This is a genomic window from Thauera carbonicopians, assembly GCF_025699485.1.
Classification (GTDB): Bacteria; Pseudomonadota; Gammaproteobacteria; order Burkholderiales; family Rhodocyclaceae; genus Thauera.
Map to the genome: position 1 here is coordinate 14,278 of NZ_JANUXN010000015.1, position 22,781 is coordinate 37,058.

19 protein-coding genes and 2 riboswitches are annotated in these 22,781 nt (G+C 66.3%); of the genes, 11 read left to right on the forward strand and 8 right to left on the reverse strand.

The window, feature by feature from the left end; genetic code table 11:
* Positions 1–134: 134 nt before the first annotated feature.
* The 5 genes from NX068_RS16225 to NX068_RS16245 all read right to left on the reverse strand — a co-directional run bounded on the left by NX068_RS16225 (position 135) and on the right by NX068_RS16245 (position 5,035).
* Entirely contained in the window at positions 135–575 is a 441-nt protein-coding gene (locus NX068_RS16225) for a pseudoazurin (RefSeq protein ID WP_263462296.1), read from the reverse strand.
* Positions 565–1,392: an ABC transporter ATP-binding protein gene (locus tag NX068_RS16230; protein ID WP_263462297.1), complete on the reverse strand. Its 828-nt coding sequence runs from the start codon at positions 1,390–1,392 to the stop codon at positions 565–567. Before NX068_RS16230 ends, NX068_RS16225 begins: the two co-directional genes overlap by 11 nt.
* A complete protein-coding gene (locus tag NX068_RS16235; protein ID WP_263462298.1) occupies positions 1,392–2,429 on the reverse strand; it encodes a FecCD family ABC transporter permease in 1,038 nt (345 codons plus the stop codon). Before NX068_RS16235 ends, NX068_RS16230 begins: the two co-directional genes overlap by 1 nt.
* On the reverse strand, positions 2,426–3,448 hold the full coding sequence (locus tag NX068_RS16240; protein ID WP_263462299.1) for an ABC transporter substrate-binding protein: 1,023 nt from the start codon (positions 3,446–3,448) through the stop codon (positions 2,426–2,428). The genes NX068_RS16235 and NX068_RS16240 overlap by 4 nt, the downstream gene beginning before the upstream one ends.
* A gap of 116 nt (positions 3,449–3,564) precedes the next feature.
* A riboswitch (cobalamin riboswitch) is annotated at positions 3,565–3,756 on the reverse strand.
* A 46-nt stretch (positions 3,757–3,802) separates the two neighbouring features.
* Positions 3,803–5,035, reverse strand: a complete 1,233-nt coding sequence (locus NX068_RS16245; protein WP_263462300.1) for an MFS transporter — start codon at positions 5,033–5,035, stop codon at positions 3,803–3,805.
* A 105-nt stretch (positions 5,036–5,140) separates the two neighbouring features.
* On the opposite strand from NX068_RS16245, the gene NX068_RS16250 reads away from it, so the two are divergent.
* Positions 5,141–6,919, forward strand: a complete 1,779-nt coding sequence (locus NX068_RS16250) for a chorismate-binding protein (RefSeq protein ID WP_263462301.1) — start codon at positions 5,141–5,143, stop codon at positions 6,917–6,919.
* A 12-nt stretch (positions 6,920–6,931) separates the two neighbouring features.
* Here NX068_RS16250 and cobO read toward each other — a convergent pair whose 3' ends face one another.
* Positions 6,932–7,543 carry a cob(I)yrinic acid a,c-diamide adenosyltransferase gene (gene cobO / locus NX068_RS16255; protein ID WP_263462302.1) on the reverse strand — a complete coding sequence of 204 codons (612 nt, stop codon included), beginning with the start codon at positions 7,541–7,543 and terminating at the stop codon, positions 6,932–6,934.
* 137 nt (positions 7,544–7,680) lie between these two features.
* Positions 7,681–7,910: riboswitch (cobalamin riboswitch) on the reverse strand.
* A 59-nt stretch (positions 7,911–7,969) separates the two neighbouring features.
* On the reverse strand, positions 7,970–9,766 hold the full coding sequence (locus NX068_RS16260; protein WP_263462303.1) for a methyl-accepting chemotaxis protein: 1,797 nt from the start codon (positions 9,764–9,766) through the stop codon (positions 7,970–7,972).
* Positions 9,767–10,123: 357 nt separating this feature from the next.
* On the opposite strand from NX068_RS16260, the gene lysS reads away from it, so the two are divergent.
* The 10 genes from lysS to NX068_RS16310 all read left to right on the forward strand — a co-directional run bounded on the left by lysS (position 10,124) and on the right by NX068_RS16310 (position 21,221).
* Entirely contained in the window at positions 10,124–11,623 is a 1,500-nt protein-coding gene (lysS, locus tag NX068_RS16265; RefSeq protein WP_263462304.1) for a lysine--tRNA ligase, read from the forward strand.
* Positions 11,624–11,900: 277 nt separating this feature from the next.
* A complete protein-coding gene (locus tag NX068_RS16270) occupies positions 11,901–12,998 on the forward strand; it encodes a hypothetical protein (RefSeq protein WP_263462305.1) in 1,098 nt (365 codons plus the stop codon).
* 133 nt (positions 12,999–13,131) lie between these two features.
* Positions 13,132–13,335 (forward strand): type II toxin-antitoxin system VapB family antitoxin, encoded by a 204-nt coding sequence (locus tag NX068_RS16275; RefSeq protein ID WP_263462306.1) that lies wholly within the window; start codon positions 13,132–13,134, stop codon positions 13,333–13,335.
* Positions 13,332–13,712, forward strand: a complete 381-nt coding sequence (locus tag NX068_RS16280; RefSeq protein WP_263462307.1) for a type II toxin-antitoxin system VapC family toxin — start codon at positions 13,332–13,334, stop codon at positions 13,710–13,712. Before NX068_RS16275 ends, NX068_RS16280 begins: the two co-directional genes overlap by 4 nt.
* 140 nt (positions 13,713–13,852) lie before the next feature.
* Positions 13,853–14,773, forward strand: coding sequence for a DUF808 domain-containing protein (locus NX068_RS16285; protein ID WP_263462308.1), 921 nt, complete (start codon positions 13,853–13,855; stop codon positions 14,771–14,773).
* Positions 14,774–14,779: 6 nt separating this feature from the next.
* Entirely contained in the window at positions 14,780–16,729 is a 1,950-nt protein-coding gene (mnmC, locus tag NX068_RS16290; protein ID WP_263462309.1) for a bifunctional tRNA (5-methylaminomethyl-2-thiouridine)(34)-methyltransferase MnmC2/FAD-dependent 5-carboxymethylaminomethyl-2-thiouridine(34) oxidoreductase MnmC1, read from the forward strand.
* Between the two features lie 18 nt (positions 16,730–16,747).
* Entirely contained in the window at positions 16,748–18,499 is a 1,752-nt protein-coding gene (locus tag NX068_RS16295) for a Na+/H+ antiporter (RefSeq protein ID WP_263462310.1), read from the forward strand.
* Positions 18,500–18,852: 353 nt separating this feature from the next.
* Positions 18,853–19,971: a PAS domain-containing sensor histidine kinase gene (locus NX068_RS16300; RefSeq protein WP_263462311.1), complete on the forward strand. Its 1,119-nt coding sequence runs from the start codon at positions 18,853–18,855 to the stop codon at positions 19,969–19,971.
* Positions 19,968–20,618, forward strand: coding sequence for a response regulator (locus NX068_RS16305; protein WP_263462312.1), 651 nt, complete (start codon positions 19,968–19,970; stop codon positions 20,616–20,618). Before NX068_RS16300 ends, NX068_RS16305 begins: the two co-directional genes overlap by 4 nt.
* 159 nt (positions 20,619–20,777) lie before the next feature.
* Positions 20,778–21,221, forward strand: coding sequence for a phasin family protein (locus NX068_RS16310; RefSeq protein ID WP_068638328.1), 444 nt, complete (start codon positions 20,778–20,780; stop codon positions 21,219–21,221).
* An 87-nt stretch (positions 21,222–21,308) separates the two neighbouring features.
* Here NX068_RS16310 and gltX read toward each other — a convergent pair whose 3' ends face one another.
* Positions 21,309–22,721, reverse strand: coding sequence for a glutamate--tRNA ligase (gene gltX / locus NX068_RS16315; RefSeq protein WP_263462313.1), 1,413 nt, complete (start codon positions 22,719–22,721; stop codon positions 21,309–21,311).
* Between the last annotated feature and the right edge of the window lie 60 nt (positions 22,722–22,781).

Genomic DNA, 22,781 nt, shown 5'->3' on the forward strand with positions numbered 1-22,781 from the left:
TGATTTCCAAGGACAGCGGGTTGAAGTTGGGCGGAGTCTATAGCAGCCCACTTTCCCTGGCAACGCAAATGATATCCACTCTCATTTACCAAATCTATCTGCCGATCAATCCAACTTGAGTAGCTCGAGCATTCTCATTTCATGAGTACCTCTCGCTCGATGATCGTGTTGAAACGCTCGGCAGCCCGCTTCGGCAGGCTCGCCGGCAGTGCCGACATCGGCGATTCCGGCTCGCCGACCTGGATCAGCATGACCATGCCCATGCCGATGTGCGGAATGCACTGCACGCCGTAGTAGCCGGGAACGTCCAGCTTCAGTTCGATTTCCTCGTCGATCTTGCCTTTGAAGGGCGCCGCCCCTTCCGGCAGCATGCCGGGGATGGACGCAGCGTTGTGGGTGCGATGGGTGGCGAGGAACTTGACGGTGTCGCCGGGCGCGACGCGTACGAAGTCCGGCTCGTAGATCATCGGGCCGGCATCGCCGCGGTTGAGCATCTTGATCTCGTGGACTTCGGCCGCGGCCGTCGCGGGAAGCAGCGCACACAGTGCGAGCGCGCAGAGCAGTTTATTGAGCATGAACGGTATTTCCTTCTCTGGATTTCGGGCTTGAAAGCTGGCGCAGGCGCAGCACGCGCGCGCCGTCCAGCGGATCGGTCAGCCAGTGGCCCTGCACGCCGAAGGTGGTGCGCAGGCGTTCGGGCGTCAGCACCTCGTACGGCGCGCCGAGCGCGACCATCTTTCCGCGCTCCATCACCGCAAGGCGGTCGCAGCCCAGGGCCTGGTTGAGGTCGTGCAGAGCCGCAACCGTGGTCACCGGCAGGGTGTGGACCAGCTTGAGCAGCGAGAGCTGGTGCTGGATGTCGAGGTGGTTGGTCGGCTCGTCCAGCACCAGCACGGTCGGCCGCTGCGCCAGTGCGCGAGCGATATGCACGCGCTGGCGCTCGCCGCCGGACAGGCTGTGCCAGATGCGGTTCTGCAGGTGCTCGATGGCGACGTCGCGCATCGCTTCGAGGACGATGCGTTCGTCCTCCCGGGTCCACGGCGCCAGCGCCGACAGCCAGGGCGTGCGCCCCAGCTCGACCGCATCCCGCACCTGGATGGCATCGCCCGTCTCGGCATGCTGCTCGACCACCGCCAGCAGTTGGGCAATGTCGCGGCGGCGCATCTTCGCCAATGGCTGGCCGAGCAGGCGCACCACGCCGCTCGCCGGCTTGTGGATGCCGGTCAGCAGCTTGATCAGGGTGGATTTGCCGGAGCCATTGGGGCCGACGATGCCGAGGTTCTCGCCCTCGTGCACGCTGAAGCCGACGTCGCGCAGCAGCCAGGTCTCCCCCACCGCATAGCTCAGGTTCTCGCACGCCAGCACCGGCAGGCGGGCAACGGACATGTCCATCAGCGGCGCCCTCCGCGGATCAGGATCAGCGCGAACACCGGCGCACCGACGAGCGCGGTGATGACACCGATCGGCAGCACCTGGCCCTTGATCAGCGTCCGCGACAGCACGTCGGCGGCGATCAGGAACAAGGCTCCGGCCAAGGCGCTGAGCGGCACCAGGCGGGCATGGCGCACGCCCACCAGCAGGCGCACCGCGTGCGGAATGACCAGGCCGACGAAGCCGATCGAGCCGACGATCGACACCATCACCGCCGTCACCAGCGCCGCACAGCCGATCAGCACCAGGCGCACCTGCCGCACCGGAATGCCGAGGCTGGCGGCCGAATCGGCGCCGAAGGTGAAGGCGTCCAGCGAACGGCGATGCCAGATGCAGACCAGCAGGCCGACCAGCACCACCGGCACCGCCAGCGTGACCGAATGCCAGCGCACGCCGCTGAGGTTGCCCAGCAGCCAGAACATGATGCCGCGCGCCTGCTCGGCGCTCGCCGACTTGGTGATCAGGAAGGCGGTGAGCGCATTGAACAGCTGCGAGCCGGCGATGCCGGCGAGGATGATCTGGCCGCCACCGGTGCCGCCGCGCGCCGAATGCGCCAGCATCGCCACCAGCAGGAAGGCGGCGATGGCACCGACGAAAGCGCCCATCGACAGCGAGATCGCGCCGGCGCCGATGCCGGCGAGCGTGACCAGCACCGCACCGGTCGACGCACCGGCAGAGATGCCCAGCAGATAGGGTTCGGCCAGCGGATTGCGCAGCAGCGACTGCAGGATCAGACCCGAAATCGCCAGCCCCGCGCCACAGGCGGCGGCGACGATGGTGCGCGTCAGGCGGTAGTTCCAGACGATGCCCTCGTCGATCGGATCGAGCACATAACCGGCCTCCCACAGCTTGTTCGCCAGCACCTGGCCGATCACCGGCAGGCTGATCGGCGTCTCGCCGATCGCCACGCCGGCGGCGACCGCCAGGCACAGCAGCGGAACAACCCACAGGCCGTGCCCGAAAACGGGCACGACCAGGGAATGGCCGGCACGGCTCATCGCTTGATCCTGGCGGCTTCTTCGGCCAGTTGCTCGATGCCGGCGACCATGCGGGTGCTGGCCTGCATGGCGTCGGCGTCCATGATGACGATGCGGTTGTGCTTGACCGCTTCCATGTTGCGCGTCACCGGGTCGGACTTGAGGAATTCGAGCTTCTTCTCATGGTCGTCGGCCGGGAAGCGGCGGCGATCCATGCGCGCAATGATCAGGATGTCCGGGTTGGCCTTGGCGATGGTTTCCCAGCCCACGGTCGGCCATTCCTCGTTGGACTCGATGACGTTGCGGATGCCCAGCGAGGCCAGCATGTAGTCGGCGACGCCCTTGCGGCCGGCGACGTAGGGGTCGATCTCGAGGTCGGCGCTGGAGAACCAGAACACCGCCGACAGCTTGTCCGCACCGTTCGCGCGCGCCTTTTCCTGGGCAGCGGCGACACGGGCCTTGTAGCTGTTCACCAGCTCTTCGCCGCGCGCCTGCACGTCGAAGATCTGCGCGAGCTGCTGCACGCCCTTGTAAACACTGGCGATGTCGAAAGGCTGCAGGCGGGTGCCGTCGGCGCCGACCAGGTTGTCCTTGCCTTCGCAGTCGGACGGCAGGATGTAGGTCGGGATGTTCACGTCATGGAACTGCTCGCGGGTGCCGACCACGCCTTGCGGGCCGACCATCCACTCGAACTGCACGGCAACCAGTTCGGGACGCTTGCCGAGCACCGCCTCGAAGCTCGGGTCGTTGTCGGCCAGGCGCTCGACCTTGGCATTCTGTTCGGCGAATTCCGGCGATACCGAGTTGAACCACAGCGAGGTGCCGACCAGCTTGTCGCCCAGGCCCAGCGCGTAGAAGGCTTCCGTGCCGCCCTGGCCGATGGTCACGGCCTTGGTCGGCGCCTTGGCGAACTTCAGTTGCTGGCCGCAGTTCTCGACGGTGAGCGGGTACTGGGTCGGCGCGGCGAAGGCGGCGGCGGACAGGCCGAGGCCGGCGAACAGAACGGCAAGGCGGGAAACTTCGAGGCTGGGCAGTGCCATGGATGCGATCTCCAATTGGGCGTACACATGGCGGTGTGCAGCATGGAAAGCACATCCCGGATGAGGACAGGCCGAGGCCGTCGCGGGATTGCCCTTCCCGGACACCCCGCCGGTCTATGGTCAACGATGCGGCCGGCAGGTCTCCTGACTCGCGCTTCGTCGCCTCGCTCCAGCCTTCCCGGGCAAGCCAGTGGCATCGTGGAGCAGGCTCGGCGCCTACAGTTGCGGGGGCAGTTCCGTTTGGGGCCATGCGGCCCTTGCGGATTCCCAATTAATTCCTTGCGGAAACCGGTGCGGCGCGATTATAGCCCGAGCATTTGGCGCATTGCATCATCGTCATGTCCTGTGCTGGCGTCATGCCGGGCGGGGCAGCGCAGCTCGGGCAAAGGCGAAATACAGCGTACTCGAGGCCGGAAAGGCCGCCGCCACGCTCCAGGCCAGCACACCGGCGCCCGGCTCGGCCGGTATCCCGGCGAACAGCTTGCCCAGCAGCATGTTGCCGAACAGCACCATCAGCCCGCCGGCCGAGGCCAGCGCACCGTAATGCACCGGCAGCAGGCGCCGGCGGGCGAAGACCGGCACCAGCGCCATCGCCACCGGCACCGCGCACATCTGGCCGGCCGTCAGCAATACCACCGTCAGCACTGCCGGCAGCAAGCGCCAGATGCCGGCCAGCGGCGGGATGGCCGACCACAGCGCCAGATTGACGAAAGCCGCCGCCAGCAGCGCAAAACCCAGCACCAGCGGCAGCCGCGGCGGCAGGCGCTTGCACAGCGCCGCCAGCGGCATCTGGCAGCTCACCACCAGCACCGAGGCGAGCGCGAACAGCCAGGCCATGTCGCGTGCGCCGCCCTGCGAGCGTTCCAGTTCCACCGGCAGGCCCAGGTACATCTGGTTGTAGCTCAGCAGGTAGCTGCTGTAGAACAGCATGAACAGCAGGAAAGGACGGTTGGCGAACAGCTCGCGCCAGCCCCAGCCGCCCGCCCCCGGCGCAGCCGGCTTCAGCGCCGGCAACCGCGACCACAGCACCAGCAGCGCCAGCAGGAACACACCGGCACTGACCAGCGCCATCTGCATGAAGCCGATGTCGAACAGCAGGCTGCCGAGCAGCGGCCCTGCCACCGCGCCCACTTCGCCATACACCGCGAACTGGGCGAAGATGTTGCGCCCCTTGCCGTCCGGCTGCGCATCGATGCGCGCCGCCAGCGCTTCCATGCAAGGCGAGAACAGCGCGCCGCCGATGCCGGTGAGGCAGGCGCCGAGCAGCATCATCGCCGCCGAGTCGGCAGCGGCGAAGCACAGATAGCCGGCGATGCGCACCACGCAGCCGCACAGGATCAGCGTGCGGCAGCCGTAACGCTCGGCCAGCGTGCCGCCGATGAAGAACATGCCCTGCTGCGAGAAGGTCCGCACCCCCAGCACCAGGCCCACCATCCAGCCCGCCAGCGCCAGGTTCTGGCTCATGTGCAGGGCCAGGAAGGGCACGATGGCATAGAAGCCGATGTTGAAGACCAGTTGGGTGGAAAGCAGCAGACGGCGCGACGGCAGGTCGCTGTCGGCAACAGTGCCGGGAATGGCTTGATTCATGTGGAATGCACGGAAGAGCGATTGCGCGGGCTTATAGCACACCCCGAGCGCGCCCAACGTGCAAAATGCAGGCCTGACATCCTGACGAGCCCCAGCACCTTCGCCGTGACCAGCCTCATCGACTTCACCGATCCCCGCGACAGCAACGCGCCGCGCCTGCGCCATGCCTTCGGCCAGCCTCGCGCGGTGCTGGCCGCACACACCCTGGATGAGGTGCGCCCACTGCTCGATGCGGTCGAGGCCGCTGCCCGCGCCGGTGCGTGGGCGCTGGGTTATCTGCGCTACGAGGCCGCACCCGCGTTCGACGCGGCGCTGAGCGCGCATGCAGCGGACGGGCCGCTGGCCTGGTTCGCCATCCACGACGTCCCGCTGCCCAGGAACGGCGAACCGGAGGGCCGTGCAGCAGTGGTCGATTGGCACACCCTGCCCGAGCGCACCGCCTTCGATGCCGCCCATGCCCACATCCAGCAGGCGATCGCCGACGGCGTGCTCTACCAGGTCAATCACACGGCACAGTTGCGTGGACGGCTGGCGGGCGACAGCCGTGCCTTGTTCGCCGCGCTACGGCGGGCGCAGCCGGGCGGGTATGCGGCACACATCGACTGCGGCCACAGCGATGAGGATCGCGTGCAGGTGCTGTCCGTCTCGCCCGAGCTGTTCTTCGACTGGCGCGGAGACGAGATCCTCACGCGGCCGATGAAAGGCACGGCCCCGCGCGGTACCACGCCCGACGAAGACGCCGCGCTGGCCGCGCGGCTGCGCGCCAGCCCCAAGGAACGCGCCGAGAACGTCATGATCGTGGATCTGCTGCGCAACGACCTCTCGCGCATCGCAGAGCCGCACAGCGTGCGCGTGCCCGCGCTGTTCCACACCGAGGCCCTGCCCACCGTGTGGCAGATGACTTCCGACGTGGTGGCGCGCACCCGGACCGGCACGCGGCTCGCCGACGTGTTCGCCGCGCTGTTTCCCTGCGGCTCGGTCACCGGTGCGCCCAAGGTTGAGGCAATGCGCATGATCCGCGCCCTCGAAGGCGGGCCGCGAGGCGTCTACTGCGGCGCCGTCGGCGTGGTTCGTCCCCACGTTTCGCCCGACGGCCGGCGCGGCATCGCCGCCACCTTCAACGTGCCGATCCGCAGCATCGAAATGAAAGGCAGCGCTGCCCGCTGCGGCATCGGCAGCGGCATCGTCTGGGGCGCCAGCGCCGGCGACGAATGGGCGGAATGGGCCGCCAAGCGTGCCTTCGTCGAACGCGCCAGCGCACCCTTCGACTTGCTGGAAACCCTGGGCCTGCATGACGGCGAGTTGCGCCATCGCAGCGAGCATGTCGCCCGCATGCGGGCCGCCGCCGCGCACTTCGGCTACCCCTGGGATGAATCGCGCATCGACGCCTGCCTCGACGAGCTCGTACGCACGCGCGGCCAGGACGCCTGGCGCGTGCGCCTGCTGCTGAATGCGCAGGGCGCACTCCGCACCGAAGCCGCCGCTCTCGCACCCACGCCGGAACCGGTACTGCTGGCGCTGGCCGCCCACCCCTTCCTCCAGGCACACAGCGAATTCAGCCGCCACAAGACCACCCGCCGCGCGCACTACGCCGCCTTCGCGCCCGCAGCGGGCTCGGGCGTGTTCGACACCGTGCTCTACAACGAGGCCGGCGAGATCACCGAATCCACTTTCGGCAACCTCGCCATGCTGATCGACGGCCGCTGGGTCACGCCGCCCCTCGCCTGCGGCCTGCTGCCCGGCGTCGGCCGCGCCGTCGCGCTGCGCGACGGCCGCGTGGTGGAGGCCGTGGTGTGCGTGCAGGACCTGCCACGCATACAGGGCTGGGCCTTCATCAACAGCCTGCGCGGCTGGCTGGAGGCACGGCTGGCGCCATCCAACTGACGGCTGGCCAGCTCAGAAATCGATGCCCGCCTGCGCCTTCACGCCCGCCTTGAAGGCGTGCTTGCGGTCGGCGATCTCGCTGACCGTGTCGGCCAGCTCGGCCAGCTCCGGCTTGGCCGCGCGGCCGGTGACGATGACGGTCTGGCGCGGCGGACGGGCGCGGATCGCGGCGAGCACCTGCTCGGTGTCGAGGTAGTTGTACTTGAGCATGTAGGTCAGCTCGTCGAGCAGCACCAGGTCGAGCGTCGGATCGGCCAGCATGCGGCTGGCCTGCGCCCAGGCTTCGTCGGCGGCGCGCTTGTCGGCATCCCAGTTCTGCGTGTTCCAGGTGAAACCGGTGGCCATGGCGTGGTACTGGACGGCGCTGTCCAGCCCCTGCTTCTGCAGGAAGATGACTTCGCCGGTGGCGTGCGTGCCCTTGATGAACTGCACCACACCGGCACGCTGGCCGTGGCCGAGCGCGCGATACAGGGTGCCGAAGGCCGAAGTGGTCTTGCCCTTGCCGTTGCCGGTGATCAGGATGACGATGCCGCGCTCTTCCTGCGCCCGTTCGATGGCGGCATCGACGACTTCCTTCTTGCGCTGCATGCGCGCGTTGTGGCTCTGCTTCTTGTCCTCTTCCATCGGTCCGGCCTCCATTTCGTCACTGTCGGAACCGGGGGAGAAGAATGACGATGGCGCATGCGCGGCAAAAGCAGCCAGGCAAGGCGCAGCCAGGCCCGCACGACCGATCGGCAGTCCGCCCTCACCCCGGGGCATTCACCAGTCTCGTCGAACGGGTCGGTCTTCTGGCTCGCCTTCACCCGGTTGCCGCCGCCTTCCCGAAGCAACATGCTCCAGTGGCCGAAATGGCGGCACCGTCCGGCTTACAGCAGCGGGGGCTGCGCCGGAATGGCGGAAAAATGGGCAGACACGCCCCCCGCTTCACCGGACTTCCTGTTTCGCTCCGCGCGCGAATGCCCGCGAAAGCTCCCGATCGATGCGGGCCGCACTATACGCCCGCAGCGGCCCCGCGGGCAATGCGCACCCCGGGGCAATGCCGCCGGCAATTCAGTTGCCGAGCAGGCTCTCGGCCGGGACGCCGATGCGCACGTTGCCCCAGTGGCGGCCAGCGGCCATGATCGGCATGGCGATGTCGCACAGGATCTCGCCGGTGTCACGGCGATAGGTTTGCAGCAGCAAGGGTTCGGTATTGCGCGCGGCACGCAGCTCGGACGGGCTTTCGAACTTGCGGCAGGTACGGTTGCCCACCAGATCCTGCTCATAGTTGCCGGTCAGCGGCCGGGAGAATTTGGCATTGTGCGCCGGCAGGTAGCTGTCTGCATTGACCGCGACGGCGAATACTCCGCCCCGGATCGAGGCCAGGCTGTCGTCGAGCAAGGCCTGGCAGCGGCGGACGAACTCCTCGCCCCATGCCACACGGAACTTGGGCGGATTGGTGCCGGGGATGGGTTGGTAGCGCCGGTCGAAGATGTCGATGCGGCTGGCGGACATCTGCTCGAGCTGTTCCTGCACCTCGTCGCGGAAGCGGCGCGTCTGGTCGACGATCTTGTCGAAGGCGCCGCGCCCGGTCTTGAAGCGCGAAACCAGTTCCTGCACGCCTTCGGTCGCCTTGGCGAGCTGTTCCGTGCCCTGCTCGCTCTCATCCATCTGTCCGGCGACGGTGTGCGACAGGGCATTGATGGCACTGACCTTCTCATGCACGCTGACGTTGGTGTCCGCCAGCGAGCCCATCGCCGCAGCGATCTGCTCGAGCTGCCTTCCAGTCGCTTCGAACTCGCCCACCATGTGGCCGAACTGGGTCGCCGACCGGTCGACGACTTCGCGCGTCTGCAGCACGTCGGCATTGATCACCTCGTTCTCGCTGCGTGTCTCCGACACCAGTTCGAGCATGCCGTTGATGTTGCCGACGATCTCGGCGGTCGCGTTGTTCACCCGCTCGGCCAGCTTGCGCACCTCGTCGGCCACCACGGCGAAGCCGCGCCCGGCCTCACCCGCCCGTGCGGCCTCGATTGCCGCATTGAGTGCCAGCAGATTGGTCTGGTCGGCAATCTCGCGGATCAGCACGGCGATCTGTTTCACGCTCTCGGAGCGCTGCGACAGGTCGTCCACCGTGCGATTGAATTCGGTCACCTTGTTGCTGACCGAGTTGATCTTGCCGGCGATGTCCTGCATCTCGTGCAGCGAACCGCGTGCGATGCGCAGGTTGTCGGCGGTGGACTCGGCGATCTGCCGCGCGCTCTGCGACACCTGCTCGATGGCGGCAGTCGATGCGCTACTGGCGTCGAACACCGCCGTGGTCATCTGCCCCTGCTCCCGCGCGTGCCTGGCCGCAGCCTCGACACGCAGCTTGACCTGCACCGCCTCGCGCGCGATGCCGACGCTGGTGGTGCGCACTTCGCCGATGATGTGGCGCATCTTTTCGGCAAAGCGGTTGTAGCTGCAGGCGAGCTCGCGGAACTCGTCGTGGGTGATGAGCGGCAGGTCGCGCGAGAAGTCGCCTTCGCCGCGGCCGATCTCCTCGAAGATGCCGATCATGCCGCGGATCGGGCGCACGATCAGGTGGCGCAGGTAGGCGATCTGGCCGAGGATGCAGGCCAGCGCCACGGCGCTGATGACGATCATCACCCATTGCCCGGCCTCGAGCGCACCCAGGATGCGCGCCGCGAACTCCGGCGCGATGCTGCCGTCGGCCAGCGCGCGGCCGATCTCCGAGGTCTGCCAGGCCTGCACGGCCAGATAGCCCAGATTGAAAAAGAACAGCAGCAGGAAGCTGCACAGCTTCTTGGTCAGCGTGTTCCAGAAGGTCTTCTCGACAGTCTCGTACAGCTGTCTCAACGTGCTCATTTGGTGTGGTTCCCGAGCTAGAAATTCGTCTTCATCAACTGCCTCCGATTCCCTCTATCGGTCCTGAGCGCCTGCACTTGAGAACAGACTTCGATGCAGCGCACAGTATTCTTTTGGCCGAATATTCCCCAGCTTGGGGAATGAAACAAGGACATAAATCTCATTTTTGGCAAATAAACGGCCACCGGCCTGTGAGCGCCGCGTCACTACCTGCCCTCCCGGCCACCCTCCCGCCGTTCCCCATCCCTGCCGGCCTCAGCCTCGCAATTGCCCTGCCTGCGCCGGCCTGCGACAATCACGCCTTTGTCGCCGGCGCCATGCCGGTGCCCACGCATCCTCATCTCCCGAACCGAAAACATGTCCGACCAGACGAACACCCCGCCGCAGGACGAGAATCACCTGATCGCCGAGCGCCGCGACAAGCTCGCCGCCTGGCGCAGCAGCGGCCGCGCCTTCCCCAACGACTTCTCGCGCGAGAACACCGCCGGCAAGCTCGCCGAGCTGTACGGCGGCAAGGAAGCCGAGGAACTGGAAGCGCTGCCGGTCGAAGTCAAGGTGGCCGGCCGCATCATGCTCAAGCGCGTGATGGGCAAGGCGAGCTTCGTCACCATCCAGGACCTGTCGGGCCGCATCCAGCTTTACGTGCAGCGCGACGGTGTCGGCGAGGACGTCTACGCCCAGTTCAAGACCTGGGACATCGGCGACATCGTCGGCTGCGTCGGCACCGTGTTCAAGACCAAGACCGGCGAGCTGTCGGTCAAGGCCGGCGAGATCCGCCTGCTGACCAAGAGCCTGCGCCCGCTGCCGGACAAGTTCCACGGCCTCACCGACGTCGAGCAGAAGTACCGCCAGCGCTACGTTGACCTGATCGTCAGCGAGCAGTCGCGCTTCACCTTCGCCGCGCGCAGCCGCATCGTGCAGTCGATCCGCAACTACATGACCGGCCACGGCTTCCTCGAAGTCGAGACGCCGATGATGCACCCCATCCCCGGCGGCGCCACGGCCAAGCCCTTCGTCACCCACCACAACGCGCTCGACATGGAACTGTTCCTGCGCATCGCACCCGAGCTCTACCTGAAGCGCCTGGTGGTGGGCGGTTTCGAGAAGGTGTTCGAGGTCAACCGCAACTTCCGCAACGAAGGCCTGAGCCCGCGCCACAACCCCGAGTTCACGATGATGGAGTTCTACGAGGCGTACGCGAACTACCGCACGCTGATGGACTTCACCGAAGGCCTGATCCGCCAGGCCGCGCGCGAAGCGCTGGGCGCCGAGAGCTTCGTCTACCAGGGACGCGAGCTGGACCTGTCCAAGCCCTTCCACCGCCTGACCATCGTCCAGGCCATCCGCAAGTACCACCCGGAATTCACCGAGGCGCAGTTGGCCGACGCCGAATGGGTCAGGCAGCAGATCGTCGCCTTCGGCGAGAAGGTCAAGCCGGGCGGCCTCGGCAGCCTGCAGCTGCAGCTGTTCGAAGCCTGCGCCGAAAGCCAGCTATGGGAGCCGACCTTCATCATCGACTATCCGGTCGAAGTCTCGCCGCTGGCCCGCGCCTCGGACAGCGACCCCGAGATCACCGAACGCTTCGAGCTCTTCATCGTCGGCCGCGAGATCGCCAATGGCTTCTCCGAGCTGAACGACCCCGAAGACCAGGCCGCACGCTTCCGCGCCCAGGTCGAGGCCAAGGAGGCTGGCGACGAGGAAGCCATGTACTTCGACGCCGACTACATCCGCGCGCTCGAATACGGCCTGCCGCCGACCGGCGGCTGCGGCATCGGCATCGACCGCCTGGTGATGCTGCTGACCGACTCCCCGTCGATCCGCGACGTCATCCTCTTTCCGCAGATGCGACCGGAGTAAGGCAGGGGCCATCTGCTCTGGAACTGCCCTGCAGCATCCCGGAATACTCGCGAAACCCGCAGGACCACAAACCCTGCGGTTTTTTCTGCGTGTCCGACCAAGGGCGGAACTCCAACTCGGTTCTCAGTTTGGCTCCGCATAGGCCGATTGCCTAGAATAGGCATCGAGTGTGATTGAGTTGTTTGATGCGGGCATGAAGGTGGATTAGCTTTGCACAGGCTCGCCGGCCCGCCCCGGAGCGTCAATCAAAACAATGACAGACATAAAGGTACGCCAGATGCTGACTGATCTTGGCCTGCAGGTCGCGCGCTCCATCCCAACCGATCAACTGGCCGGACTGGCAACAGGCACCCTGAAACTTCACGGAGGCGTAATACGCGATACAGCAGGCCGCATCGTCTCTCACCTTGCCATGCCCGCCTCTTCCGGGCTATTCAACGGTATCCCCGGCCTGGGTGCTGTCGGTACCATCATAAACGGTATCCAGTTGCAGTCCCTCTCCTCCAGCGTGGCTGCCGTGAAGACCGCAACCGAACAGGTCCTTAGCTATTCGATGGCAACGACGGCCTTGTCCGGTCTGGGGCTGGTCACATCTATCACGGGTTTTGCCTTTCTTGCCTCGCGACTGAAACGCATAGATCAACGGCTCGATTCAATCGAAAAGCAGACAAAATCGATCAAGCGCTTCCTGCAGTCATCCCAGCGGGCACAACTGATGGCAGCGATAGATCACCTTCGGCTGTCCAGCCAGGCAACGGACGAGGCCATGCGCCGTGATCTGCTGCTACAAAGCAAACATTCATTTACGACGCTCGTGCACCACTACCGATCTCAACTCGACGAAATCGAGGACATCGTCGAATTGGCTGCGTCCGAGGAATGCTACATGCTGGCCTGCATCGGCAGCGTGATGGCTACAAGCGACCTGGGCATGGGCAAAGCGGCAAGCGACGAGATGGAGAAGCACCGTCAAACATGGCAAACCTTGGCACGCCAGCATTGCGGGAGGCTCCTCCTGGGCGACGACCCAGCACGCTTGCTCGATTCCCGTTACACCCAAGCAATACCCACTGCCGGTCTGATCGGCTTCCTCGACTTCGTCAACGGCACCCAGCGTGGCGTGCAATGGATAGACGAGCTCAGAAGGACACTTGGCAAGATGACTTTCGTTCGCAACGCCTATTCGACGGTCGAACCTCCCGTGATCGAGTATGCGAGCAAACTCCTGGTAAAGAACGAAGTGCTGCAGGGTTTTTCCGCACACATGGGCTTCCTGGCAGAAAAGAAGCTTTCGATCTCGTATTTTGCAAACCAAGTCGAGGAAGTCCGGGAGCGAGAAGGCGCAGAATTTTTGTTGCTCACACACCTGATATAAGCCAGGCGTGCTTTTGTTGCCGATCATTGCAGCAAATATATCCACCTCAAAAATTGAAGTCTGCTCGGTAGGGGCATATATTGATGGCACTTTTGGTGTAAATTCGCATCAAGATTGATGCAGGAGAAACGCCATGCGAACGACTGTGACCATCGATGATGCGCTATACGAAAAGGCGCTCGAAGTGGCCGACCCGACGATGGACAAGGCCGATCTGTTCCGCGAGGCGGTGAAGACCTTCGTACGGGTGCAGGCGGCCAAACGGCTGGCGGCGCTGGGCGGCGGCAGCCCCGACATGCCCGAAATTCCCCGGCGGCGGGAAGCGCCGGCGGCATGAACGGAGTGCTCGTCGATACCTCCGTCTGGGTGGCGCATTTCCGCCAATCGAATCCCGTGCTGGCGGAACTGGCGGCAGTTGAAGCCATACTGACGCATCCGCTGGTGCGCGGTGAAATTGCCTGCGGCACGCCGCCCCGACGTACCGCGGTGCTGGCCGACCTGGCCCTGCTGGCGACGCCAAGGCTCGCTACCCTGGACGAGGTGATCGACTTCATCGAGCGGGAAAAGCTCCACGGCCTCGGCTGCAGCGTGGTGGATCTCACGCTGCTCGCCTCGGTACTGCTGACGCCCGGCGTCGCCTTATGGACGCTGGACCGGCGCCTGCTGGCGCTGGCCAAACGCTTCGGTCTTGCCTGGCAGCCGAAACGGCATTGACATCACGGGAAACAACTTTGCCGGGCACCGCACGGCTACAATTTCCTCCCCAATCACGCTGGCGCAGGCATCCATGAATCACGGCAACACAGGCGGGTCTTTCCTCATGACTTTCCATCTGCTTTCGGAGTAAGACCGCCATGGCCGGAACCAGCCTGTTCATGCTGCTGGACGATATCGCCAGCATGCTCGACGACGTCGCCACGATGACCAAGGTGGCGACCAAGAAGACCGCAGGCGTGCTCGGCGACGATCTCGCGCTGAACGCCCAGCAGGTCACCGGCGTACGCGCCGACCGCGAACTGCCGGTGGTATGGGCGGTCGCCAAGGGCTCGCTGCTGAACAAGGCCATCCTGGTGCCGGCGGCGCTGGCGATCAGCGCCTTCATCCCGTGGCTGATCGCGCCGCTGCTGATGCTGGGCGGCGCCTTCCTGTGCTTCGAAGGCTTCGAGAAGCTGGCGCACAAGTTCCTGCACGGCAAGGAAGAAGACGAACGCCACGCCGAAGCAGTCAAGGCACGGATCGACCCGGAAGTCGATCTCGTCGCCTTCGAAAAGGACAAGATCAAGGGTGCGGTGCGAACCGATTTCATCCTGTCGGCGGAGATCATCGTCATCGCCCTGGGCGTGGTCGGCGGCATGGACTTCGGGACCCAGATCGCGGTGCTGGTCAGCATCGCCATCATGATGACCATCGGCGTGTATGGCGTGGTCGCCGGCATCGTCAAGCTCGACGACGCCGGACTCTATCTCAGCCAGCGCGCCAATGCCCTGGTGAGTGCAGTGGGCAAGGCCATCCTGTGGGCCGCGCCCTGGCTGTTGCGTGCGCTGTCGGTGATCGGCACGGTGGCAATGTTCCTGGTCGGCGGCGGCATCCTCACTCATGGCCTGCCACCGGTGCATCACCTCATCGAAACGCTCACTGCCGGCATCGGCGGAATCACCGGTGCGTTGTTGCCCAGCCTGCTCGACGGCGTGTTCGGCATCATTGTCGGTGCACTGGTTCTGGTCGTGGTCAGCATCGTCAGGCGCATGCTGCCTGGTCAATCCGCTGCACACTGAACACCGATGTCCATCATCCCGGCACGCCTCGCCTTTGCCGACGACGGCACACCCCGTTCCGACACCTTCGACGACATCTACCACTCCAGCGACGGCGGCTTCGGCCAAGCCTGCCACGTGTTCCTGGCCGGCAACGACCTGCCGCAGCGCTGGCGGGGGCGCGAAGGCTTCGTCGTGCTGGAGACCGGCTTCGGCCTGGGCCTGAACTTCCTCGCCACCTGGGCGGCCTGGCGAGCCGATCCGCAGCGCTGCGGACGGCTGCATTTCGTTTCCTGCGAGCTGCACCCCTTCAGCCGCGACGACCTCGCCACGCTGCATGCGCGCCTGCAGGCGAATCAGTCCACCGACTGGCTCGGGGATTGGTCCTCAGCTTCGTCCACTTTCGCCGAACTCAGCGCCGAGTTGCTGTCGCAATGGCCGGTGCTGGCACCCGGCCTGCATCGGCTGCATCTGGATGGCGAGCGGGTGACGCTGACACTGTATTTCGGCGACGCCCGCGACGGCCTGGCGCAGATCGCCGCGCGTGCCGACGCCTTCTACCTCGACGGCTTCTCGCCTGCGAAAAACCCGGAACTCTGGTCGCCGAAGATCTGCCACCTGCTCGCCCGCCTGGCCGCGCCGGGCGCGACGCTGGCGACCTGGTCGGTGGCCGGCACGGTGCGCGAGCATCTGCGCCACGCCGGCTTCGACGTCGAAAAGGCGCCCGGCTTCGGCGGCAAGCGGCAGATGCTGCGCGGGCGACTGCAGGATCGGCAACACGCAGAGAAGCGCCCCGCCCCTGCCGCCTCTTCACGCCATGCGCTGGTGATCGGCGCAGGACTGGCCGGCTGCGCGCTGGCCGAACGGCTCGCCGCACGCGGCTGGACCATCGAACTGGTCGATGCCGCCGATGCGCCCGCGACCGGCGCCTCCGGCAACCTCGCCGGCGTGTTGCGTCCACTGCCCAGCCTAGACGACAACCCGATGAGCCGGCTGACCCGCGCCGGCACGCTGTACGGCTGGCGCCACATCGCCCGGCTGCGGCGCAACGGCCAGGCAATCAAGGCCGAGGCCTGCGGTGTGCTGCACCTGGCGCGCGACGACGCCCAGGCGGCGAAGATGGGCAAGGTCGTCGAACGGCTCGCCCTGCCTGCCGAGCACCTGCGCTGCGTCGATGCGAGCACGGCCTCGGAACTGGCGGGCTGGCCGCTACCGATCGGCGGCTGGCATTTCGGCGACAGCGGCTGGGTACAGCCGCCCAGCCTGTGCGCCGCCAACCTGGCGCATCACGCCGATCGCATCCATGGCCACTTCGGCCATGCCGTCGCCCGTCTGCAGCACGACGGCGAAGCCTGGCAGGCCATCGACGCCGAGGGTGGCACGATCGCCCGAGCACCGGTGATGGTGCTTGCCGCCGGCACAGGCGTGCGCGATCTGCTGCCGCCCGGCCTGCTGCCGGTGGTCAGCGCACGCGGACAGGTGTCGATCCTGCCCGCTGCGGCCGGCAGCCCGCCGCGCCTGGTCGTCTGCCGCGGCGGCTACGTCAGCCCTGAAGTCGATGGCCAACGCTGTGCCGGCGCCACTTTCTCGGTGGACGACGAGGACACCGGCCTGCGCGACGCCGACCACGCCGAAAACCTCGCCAAGCTCGACGGCATGTTGCCCGGCATCGCCGCCGGCCTGTCGCCCGGCGACGTGGCCGGCCGCGTCGGCTTCCGCCCTGCCTCGCCCGACCGCCTGCCGATGGTCGGCGCCCTGCCGATGCCGGGCCCGTTGGATCGCGGCATACCATTGCCGGACGTGCCTCGCCAGCCCGGCGCCTGGGTGCTGTCGGGCTACGGCGCGCGCGGCCTGGTATGGTCGGCGCTTGCTGCCGAACTGCTGGCCAGCCAAATCGAAGGCGAACCCCTGCCACTCGAACGCAATCTGTGCGATGCCATCGACCCGGCCCGCTTCCTGCTGCGGCCCCGGGCGTGAATGTACTGAGGACCATCCGTGCATACCGTCGAAACCGTGTTGCTGGTGCTGATGCTCGGCGCGCTGACCGGCATCACCGCCCGCTATCTGAGTGCCATTCCGCTGCCGCTGATCCAGATCGGCCTGGGTACGCTGCTGGCCTGGCCCCAGCAAGGCCTGCACATCGCCTTCGACCCCGAGCTGTTCCTGCTGCTGTTCATTCCACCGCTGCTGTTCGCCGACGGCTGGCGCATTCCGAAGCGTGAGTTCTTCTCGCTCTACAAGCCGATCCTGAAACTGGCCTTCGGCCTGGTGCTGTTCACCGTGCTCGGCCTGGGCTATCTCATCCACTGGCTGATTCCGGAGATGCCGCTGACCGTCGCCTTTGCGCTCGCCGCCGTGGTGTCGCCCACCGACGCGGTGGCCGTGTCGGCGATCACGCGCAACCTGGGCATGCCGCCGAAGACGATGCACGTGCTCGAAGGCGAATCGCTGCTCAACGACGCATCCGGCCTGGTCGCGCTCAAGTTCGCCATCGCCGCCACGCTCACCGGGCTGTTCTCGTGGAACGAGGCGGCGAAAGAGTTTCTGTGGATGGCCGTGGGCGGGCTCGCCGCCGGCGCGCTGATCGGCTGGGGCTTCGCCGTGGCGCGCGCCACCGTGACCCGCAAGCTCGGCGATGTCGCCGCCACCCAGATGGTGCTGCTGCTCGTGCTGCTGCCCTTTGCCGCCTACATCGTCGGCGAACGCATCGGCGTGTCGGGCATCCTGGCCGCGGTGGCCGCTGGCATCACGACCAATTTCGCCGACCTGAACCGCAGCGAATTCATCACCGAGCGGATGCAGACCGAAGGCACCTGGGCCTTGGTGGAATCCGCCTTCAACGGCGCCATCTTCCTGCTGCTCGGCCTGCAGCTTCCGTCCATCATCGGCACCACGCTGGAGCAGGCGGGCGAACATTGGTGGGTGCCGGTCGGACAGGTCGTGGCAATCTCGCTGGCCTTGCTGCTGATGCGCTGGCTCTGGCTCAGCACCGGCGTGCACACCAGCCTGGGCCGCGCGCACGCCGAAGGCAAACTGGCCGAAAAACCGTCGCGGCTGCTGACCCTGGCGACCACGCTGGCCGGCATCCGCGGCGCGGTGACACTGGCCGGCGCGCTGTCGGTGCCGCTGCTGCTGAACGACGGCAGCCCCTTCCCCGGGCGCAATCAACTGGTCTTCCTCGCCACCGGCACCATCCTGTTCACGCTGCTGATCGGCAGCATCGGCCTGCCGCTGGTATTGCGCCGCATGCCGCCGAGCGGCGAACCCGCATCGATGCAGGAAGAACGCCAGGCCCGGCTGGCCGCATGCAAGGCGGCGATCGCCAGCATGGTGCTGGACAAGACCCAGGCCGACACCGCCGATCCACAATGGCTGGCGCAATACCAGGAATCCGCCGGCCGCCTGACCCAGGAATACCGCAAGCGCATCGACCTGCTCGATGACGACACCCCACCGGCAACGCCCGAAGCACAGGCCGAGGCGCCCGACGCAATCCTCCAGCGCCGCCAGCGCTACGTCGTCGAACAGGAGCTGCGGCTGCAGGCGCTGCACGCCGAACGCAATGCACTCTACGCCGAACGGCACGCCCACCGGATCAACGACGAATCGCTGCGCAGCCTGGTCGCCGAACTCGATCTGACGGAGACCGCACTGCGCAAGCGCCTCGACGTCGCCCGTCGTGCCGCCAGAATGGCGGCGAACGCAGTGGCGCCCTCGACGCCGCCGCGGGAGACGGGTCCCCATTGATACAGTCCTTGAACACGCTGTTCCTGGCCTGCCCTTGCAGCGTGTCCACCGTGAGGCCGACCGTCCGTGCGCTGCCGATACCGGGCCCGATGGAGCGCCGCAGGCCACTGCCGGCGCCTGGATGCCGTCGAGCTACGGCGCACGCGGTCCGGTATGGTTCGCACTCGCTGCCGAACTGCTGACCAGCCAGCTCGAGGGCAAACCCCTGCCGCTCGAACAAAATCCTTGCGACGCTGTCGACCCAGCATGCTTCCTGCTGCGTCCGCAACGCATGAGGACCACGGAAGAACAGGTCGCCATGGCGTGGCGGATCGGGTTCTGCAAACGGCTCACCTTCATCTCGGGAGATGTTCGTGCTTGCATACGATGCCCATCTCACATCCGCGCTTGCGGATACCGAACGCCGCCTGGCAGCGACCCAGACGCTTGCCCGCGTCGGCGACTGGACGCTGGAGCGGGACACCGGACGCATGCGCTGGTCACCGGAGCTCTTCCGCCTGTTCGAACGCCCCATCGAACAAGGCGTGCCCGACATCAACGAAGCCCTGGCGTACTTCAGCCCTGAATCGCTCGAACTCACCCGCACCGCCTTCTGGTACGCGATCGACAAGGGTGAGCGCTGCACGCTTGAGCAGACCGCGCAGTTGCCCTCCGGCACGACCGCACACTACGTCACCGAGATCGTGCCGGTCGCCGACGGCGACGGCCGCGTGTTCATGCTCTACGGCACGGTGCAGGACATCACCGAGCGCAAGGCGCTGGAAGCCGAACGCCTGCGCCAGGTCGCCCGCGTCGCCGAACTGTCGCGCCGCCTGCTCGAAGTCGGCGAGCGCGAACGCCGCCAACTGGCTGCCGCCCTGCACGACCGGGCGAGCCCCAACCTCGCGGCGCTGAAGCTGATCTTCACCAATCTCCGCAATGCGCTGCCGGACACGATGCGCAGCGAACTGGAACCTTTGCTCGACGATGCGGCCGCACTGCTCGCCGACACCGATGCGGGCATCCGCGACACCTGCGCCACCCTGCATCCGGCCACGCTCGACTATGCCGGCCTTGCCGCCGCGATCCGTGAGTATGCCAACCTGGTCTCCCGCCACAGCGACATCCGCGTACTGCTCGAACTGGACGAGGACATGAGTGGCCTGCCTGCCGAATTGCAGGCCATGCTGTTCCGCATCGCACAGGAAGCCCTGACCAACTGCGCCAAACACGCAGCCGCACACCGGATCCGGATCGAGCTGCGGCGCCGCGGCAAGGACATCATCCTGCGCATTGCCGACGACGGCTGCGGCTTCGATCCGGAGCTGCTCGGCCAGCACGGCAGCGCGCCCGGCCTGGGGCTCATCACCATGCGGGAGCGCGCCGAGCTGGCCGGCGGCCGCTTCACGCTGCGCTCCGCGCCCGGCGACGGCACCGAAATCGAGGTCGTGCTCGCACCCCATACACATCGCTTCCCGAGAGGCAGGCCATGAAACCACTGAACATCGTGCTCGCGGACGACCACCAGATGTTCCGCCATGCCTTGCGCGCGCTGCTGGAAAAGGAGCCCGGCCTGGCCGTGGTCGGCGAAGCGGCCAACGGCGAAGACCTGCTCCGCCTGCTCGCCGAGCAAGCGGTGGACATCGTCTGCATCGACATCGGCATGCCGGGCATGAACGGGATCGAGGCCACGCGCCGCCTGCTGGCGCTCTACCCCGACATCCGGGTGATCGGGCTGTCGGCCTACTCCGACCAGCAGTTCGTCATCGACCTGCTCAATGCCGGCGCCCAGGGCTACGTGACGAAGGCCGCAGCCAGCGACGACCTGCTGCGCGCCATCGAAAACGTCCGGCACGGCCGCACCTATCTCTGCCCCGAAGTGGCCGGTGCGGTGGCCAGCGCACTGCGCTCCGGCACCGAACCGCGTACCGGAGCGCCACAGCTGACCGCGCGCGAGCGCCAGGTGCTGCAGTTGATCGCCGAAGGCCACACATCGGTGCGCATCGCCGAGCGGCTTCACATTGCGCCATCGACCATCGAAGTGCACCGGCGCAACATCATGCGAAAGCTCGATCTGCACAGCGTCGCCGAACTCACCCGCTATGCCATCCGCAACGGTATCTGCCAGGTGAGTGAATGACGCCGGAAACATCCGGCGCCTCATTTACGCTGCGTTACACGGCCTACCTGTTTACCGGTACATCCAAACACCCTGAACGGGGTATATCCCCCTCCTGTCTTTGACATTAGCATCGGGGGCTTCAAGCAATCCAATGCCCACACCTGCGAGGAAGCCAAGATGACTACCCACCCGTCCGTACAGAAGTTCGCAGCAACTGCCAACTCCAACCTGCAGACTTTCCAGTCGCTGGCCGACATCGTCCTCGATGCCTCGGAACAACTGCTTTCGCTCAACGTCGAGGCCGCCCGCTCGCTGTGCGCCTACGCCTCGACCCAGACCCTGCCGCTCGATGGCGAAGAACTTCGCAACCGTTTCGCCAACGGCATCAATGTGAACAACGAACACTTCGAGCAGGCCACCGAATACCTGCGCAACGTGAATGAAATCTGCCTGCGCGCGCAGTCGGAAATCGCCGAAATCAGCACCCGCCACATCAGCGAAGTCAGCAACTCGATGCAGTCGCTGTTCGACGAAGTCTCCAAGCTGACGCCGGCTGCCACGCTGGAAACCTTCGTCACGCCGACGACGAATGCACGCAACACTGCCCGCAAGGCTGCCTGACCTGCGCTGAAGCGGTAAACGGCGAAGGCCCCGAATTTTTTTCGGGGCCTTCGCCGTTTACGCCCCCGCCGGGGAGCAGACTTTCGCTCAGAGGTAGCGATCGAGCCGCATCAGCACCCGTTCGCGTCCCAGCACTTCCAGCACCGCATCGATCGACGGCGTCTGCGGCACGCCCAGCACGACGACGCGCAGCGGAATCGCTACCTGCGGCATCTTCAGGCCGTGCTCGGCCATGGTGTCCTTGATCGCCTGCGACAGCGCCGCCTTGTTCCACTCCGCGCCGGCCAGACGCCCGCGCAGGCTGGTCAGCGCGGCCTTCGCGGCCTCATTCAGGTGCTGACCGATCACTTCCGGCGCCGGATGCACGTCGGCGACGAACAGCTCGGCCGAATCGGCCAGTTCGTTCAGGTTGGAAACGCGATCCTTGTACAGCGCGGCCACCGCTTCCAGCGAGACACCGGTCTCGGGATTCACTCCGCGCCGCGCGAGCCGGTTGGCGACCTGGGCGGCCAGGAAGGCGTCATCCGCCTTCTTGATGTACTGGGCATTGAGCCAGTTCAGCTTTTCGGTGTTGAACTGCGCCGCCGAAGGCGTGATGTGGTCGAGGTCGAACCACTCGACGAACTGCGCGCGGCTGAACACCTCGTCGTCGCCGTGGCTCCAGCCCAGGCGGGCCAGATAGTTGATGACCGCGTCCGGCAGGTAGCCGTCCTCGTCGTACTGCATCACGCTGACCGCGCCGTGGCGCTTGGACAGCTTGGTGCCGTCGTCGCCGAGGATCATCGACAGGTGGGCATACAGCGGCACCTCGGCACCCAGCGCCCGCAGCACGTTGATCTGGCGCGGGGTGTTGTTCACGTGGTCATCGCCGCGAATGACGTGGGTGATGCCCATGTCCCAGTCGTCCACCACCACGCAGAAGTTGTAGGTCGGCGTGCCGTCGGCGCGGGCGATGATGAAGTCGTCCAGCTCGGCGTTGGCGATCTCGATGCGGCCCTTGACCAGATCGTCCCAGGCCACGGCGCCCTCCACCGGGTTGCGGAAGCGCACCACCGGCTGCACGCCCTCGGGCGGCTGCGGCAACGCCTTGCCGGCCTCCGGCCGCCAGCGGCCGTCGTAACGCGGCTTCTCGCCGCGGGCGCGCTGCTCCTCCCGGATACGGTCGAGTTCTTCCGGCGACATGTAGCAGTGGTAGGCGGTACCGGCAGCCAGCATCTGCTGGATCACCTCCTTGTACCGCTCCATGCGCTGCATCTGGTAGAACGGGCCTTCGTCATGCTCCAGGCCCAGCCACTGCATGCCGTCCAGGATGGCCTGCACCGCCGCGGGCGTGGAACGGGCGACGTCGGTATCCTCGATGCGCAGGATGAACTTGCCGCCATGGCGGCGGGCGAAGGCCCACGAGAACAGCGCTGTGCGCGCACCGCCGATGTGGAGGTAACCGGTGGGGCTGGGCGCGAAGCGGGTGCGGACGGGACGGGAAGCGGAAGGCTGGGACATGGCTGGAAGCTGTTGGGTGCGCGGAAAGCGAAGGGCGGATTCTAAGCGATTGCGCCAGCC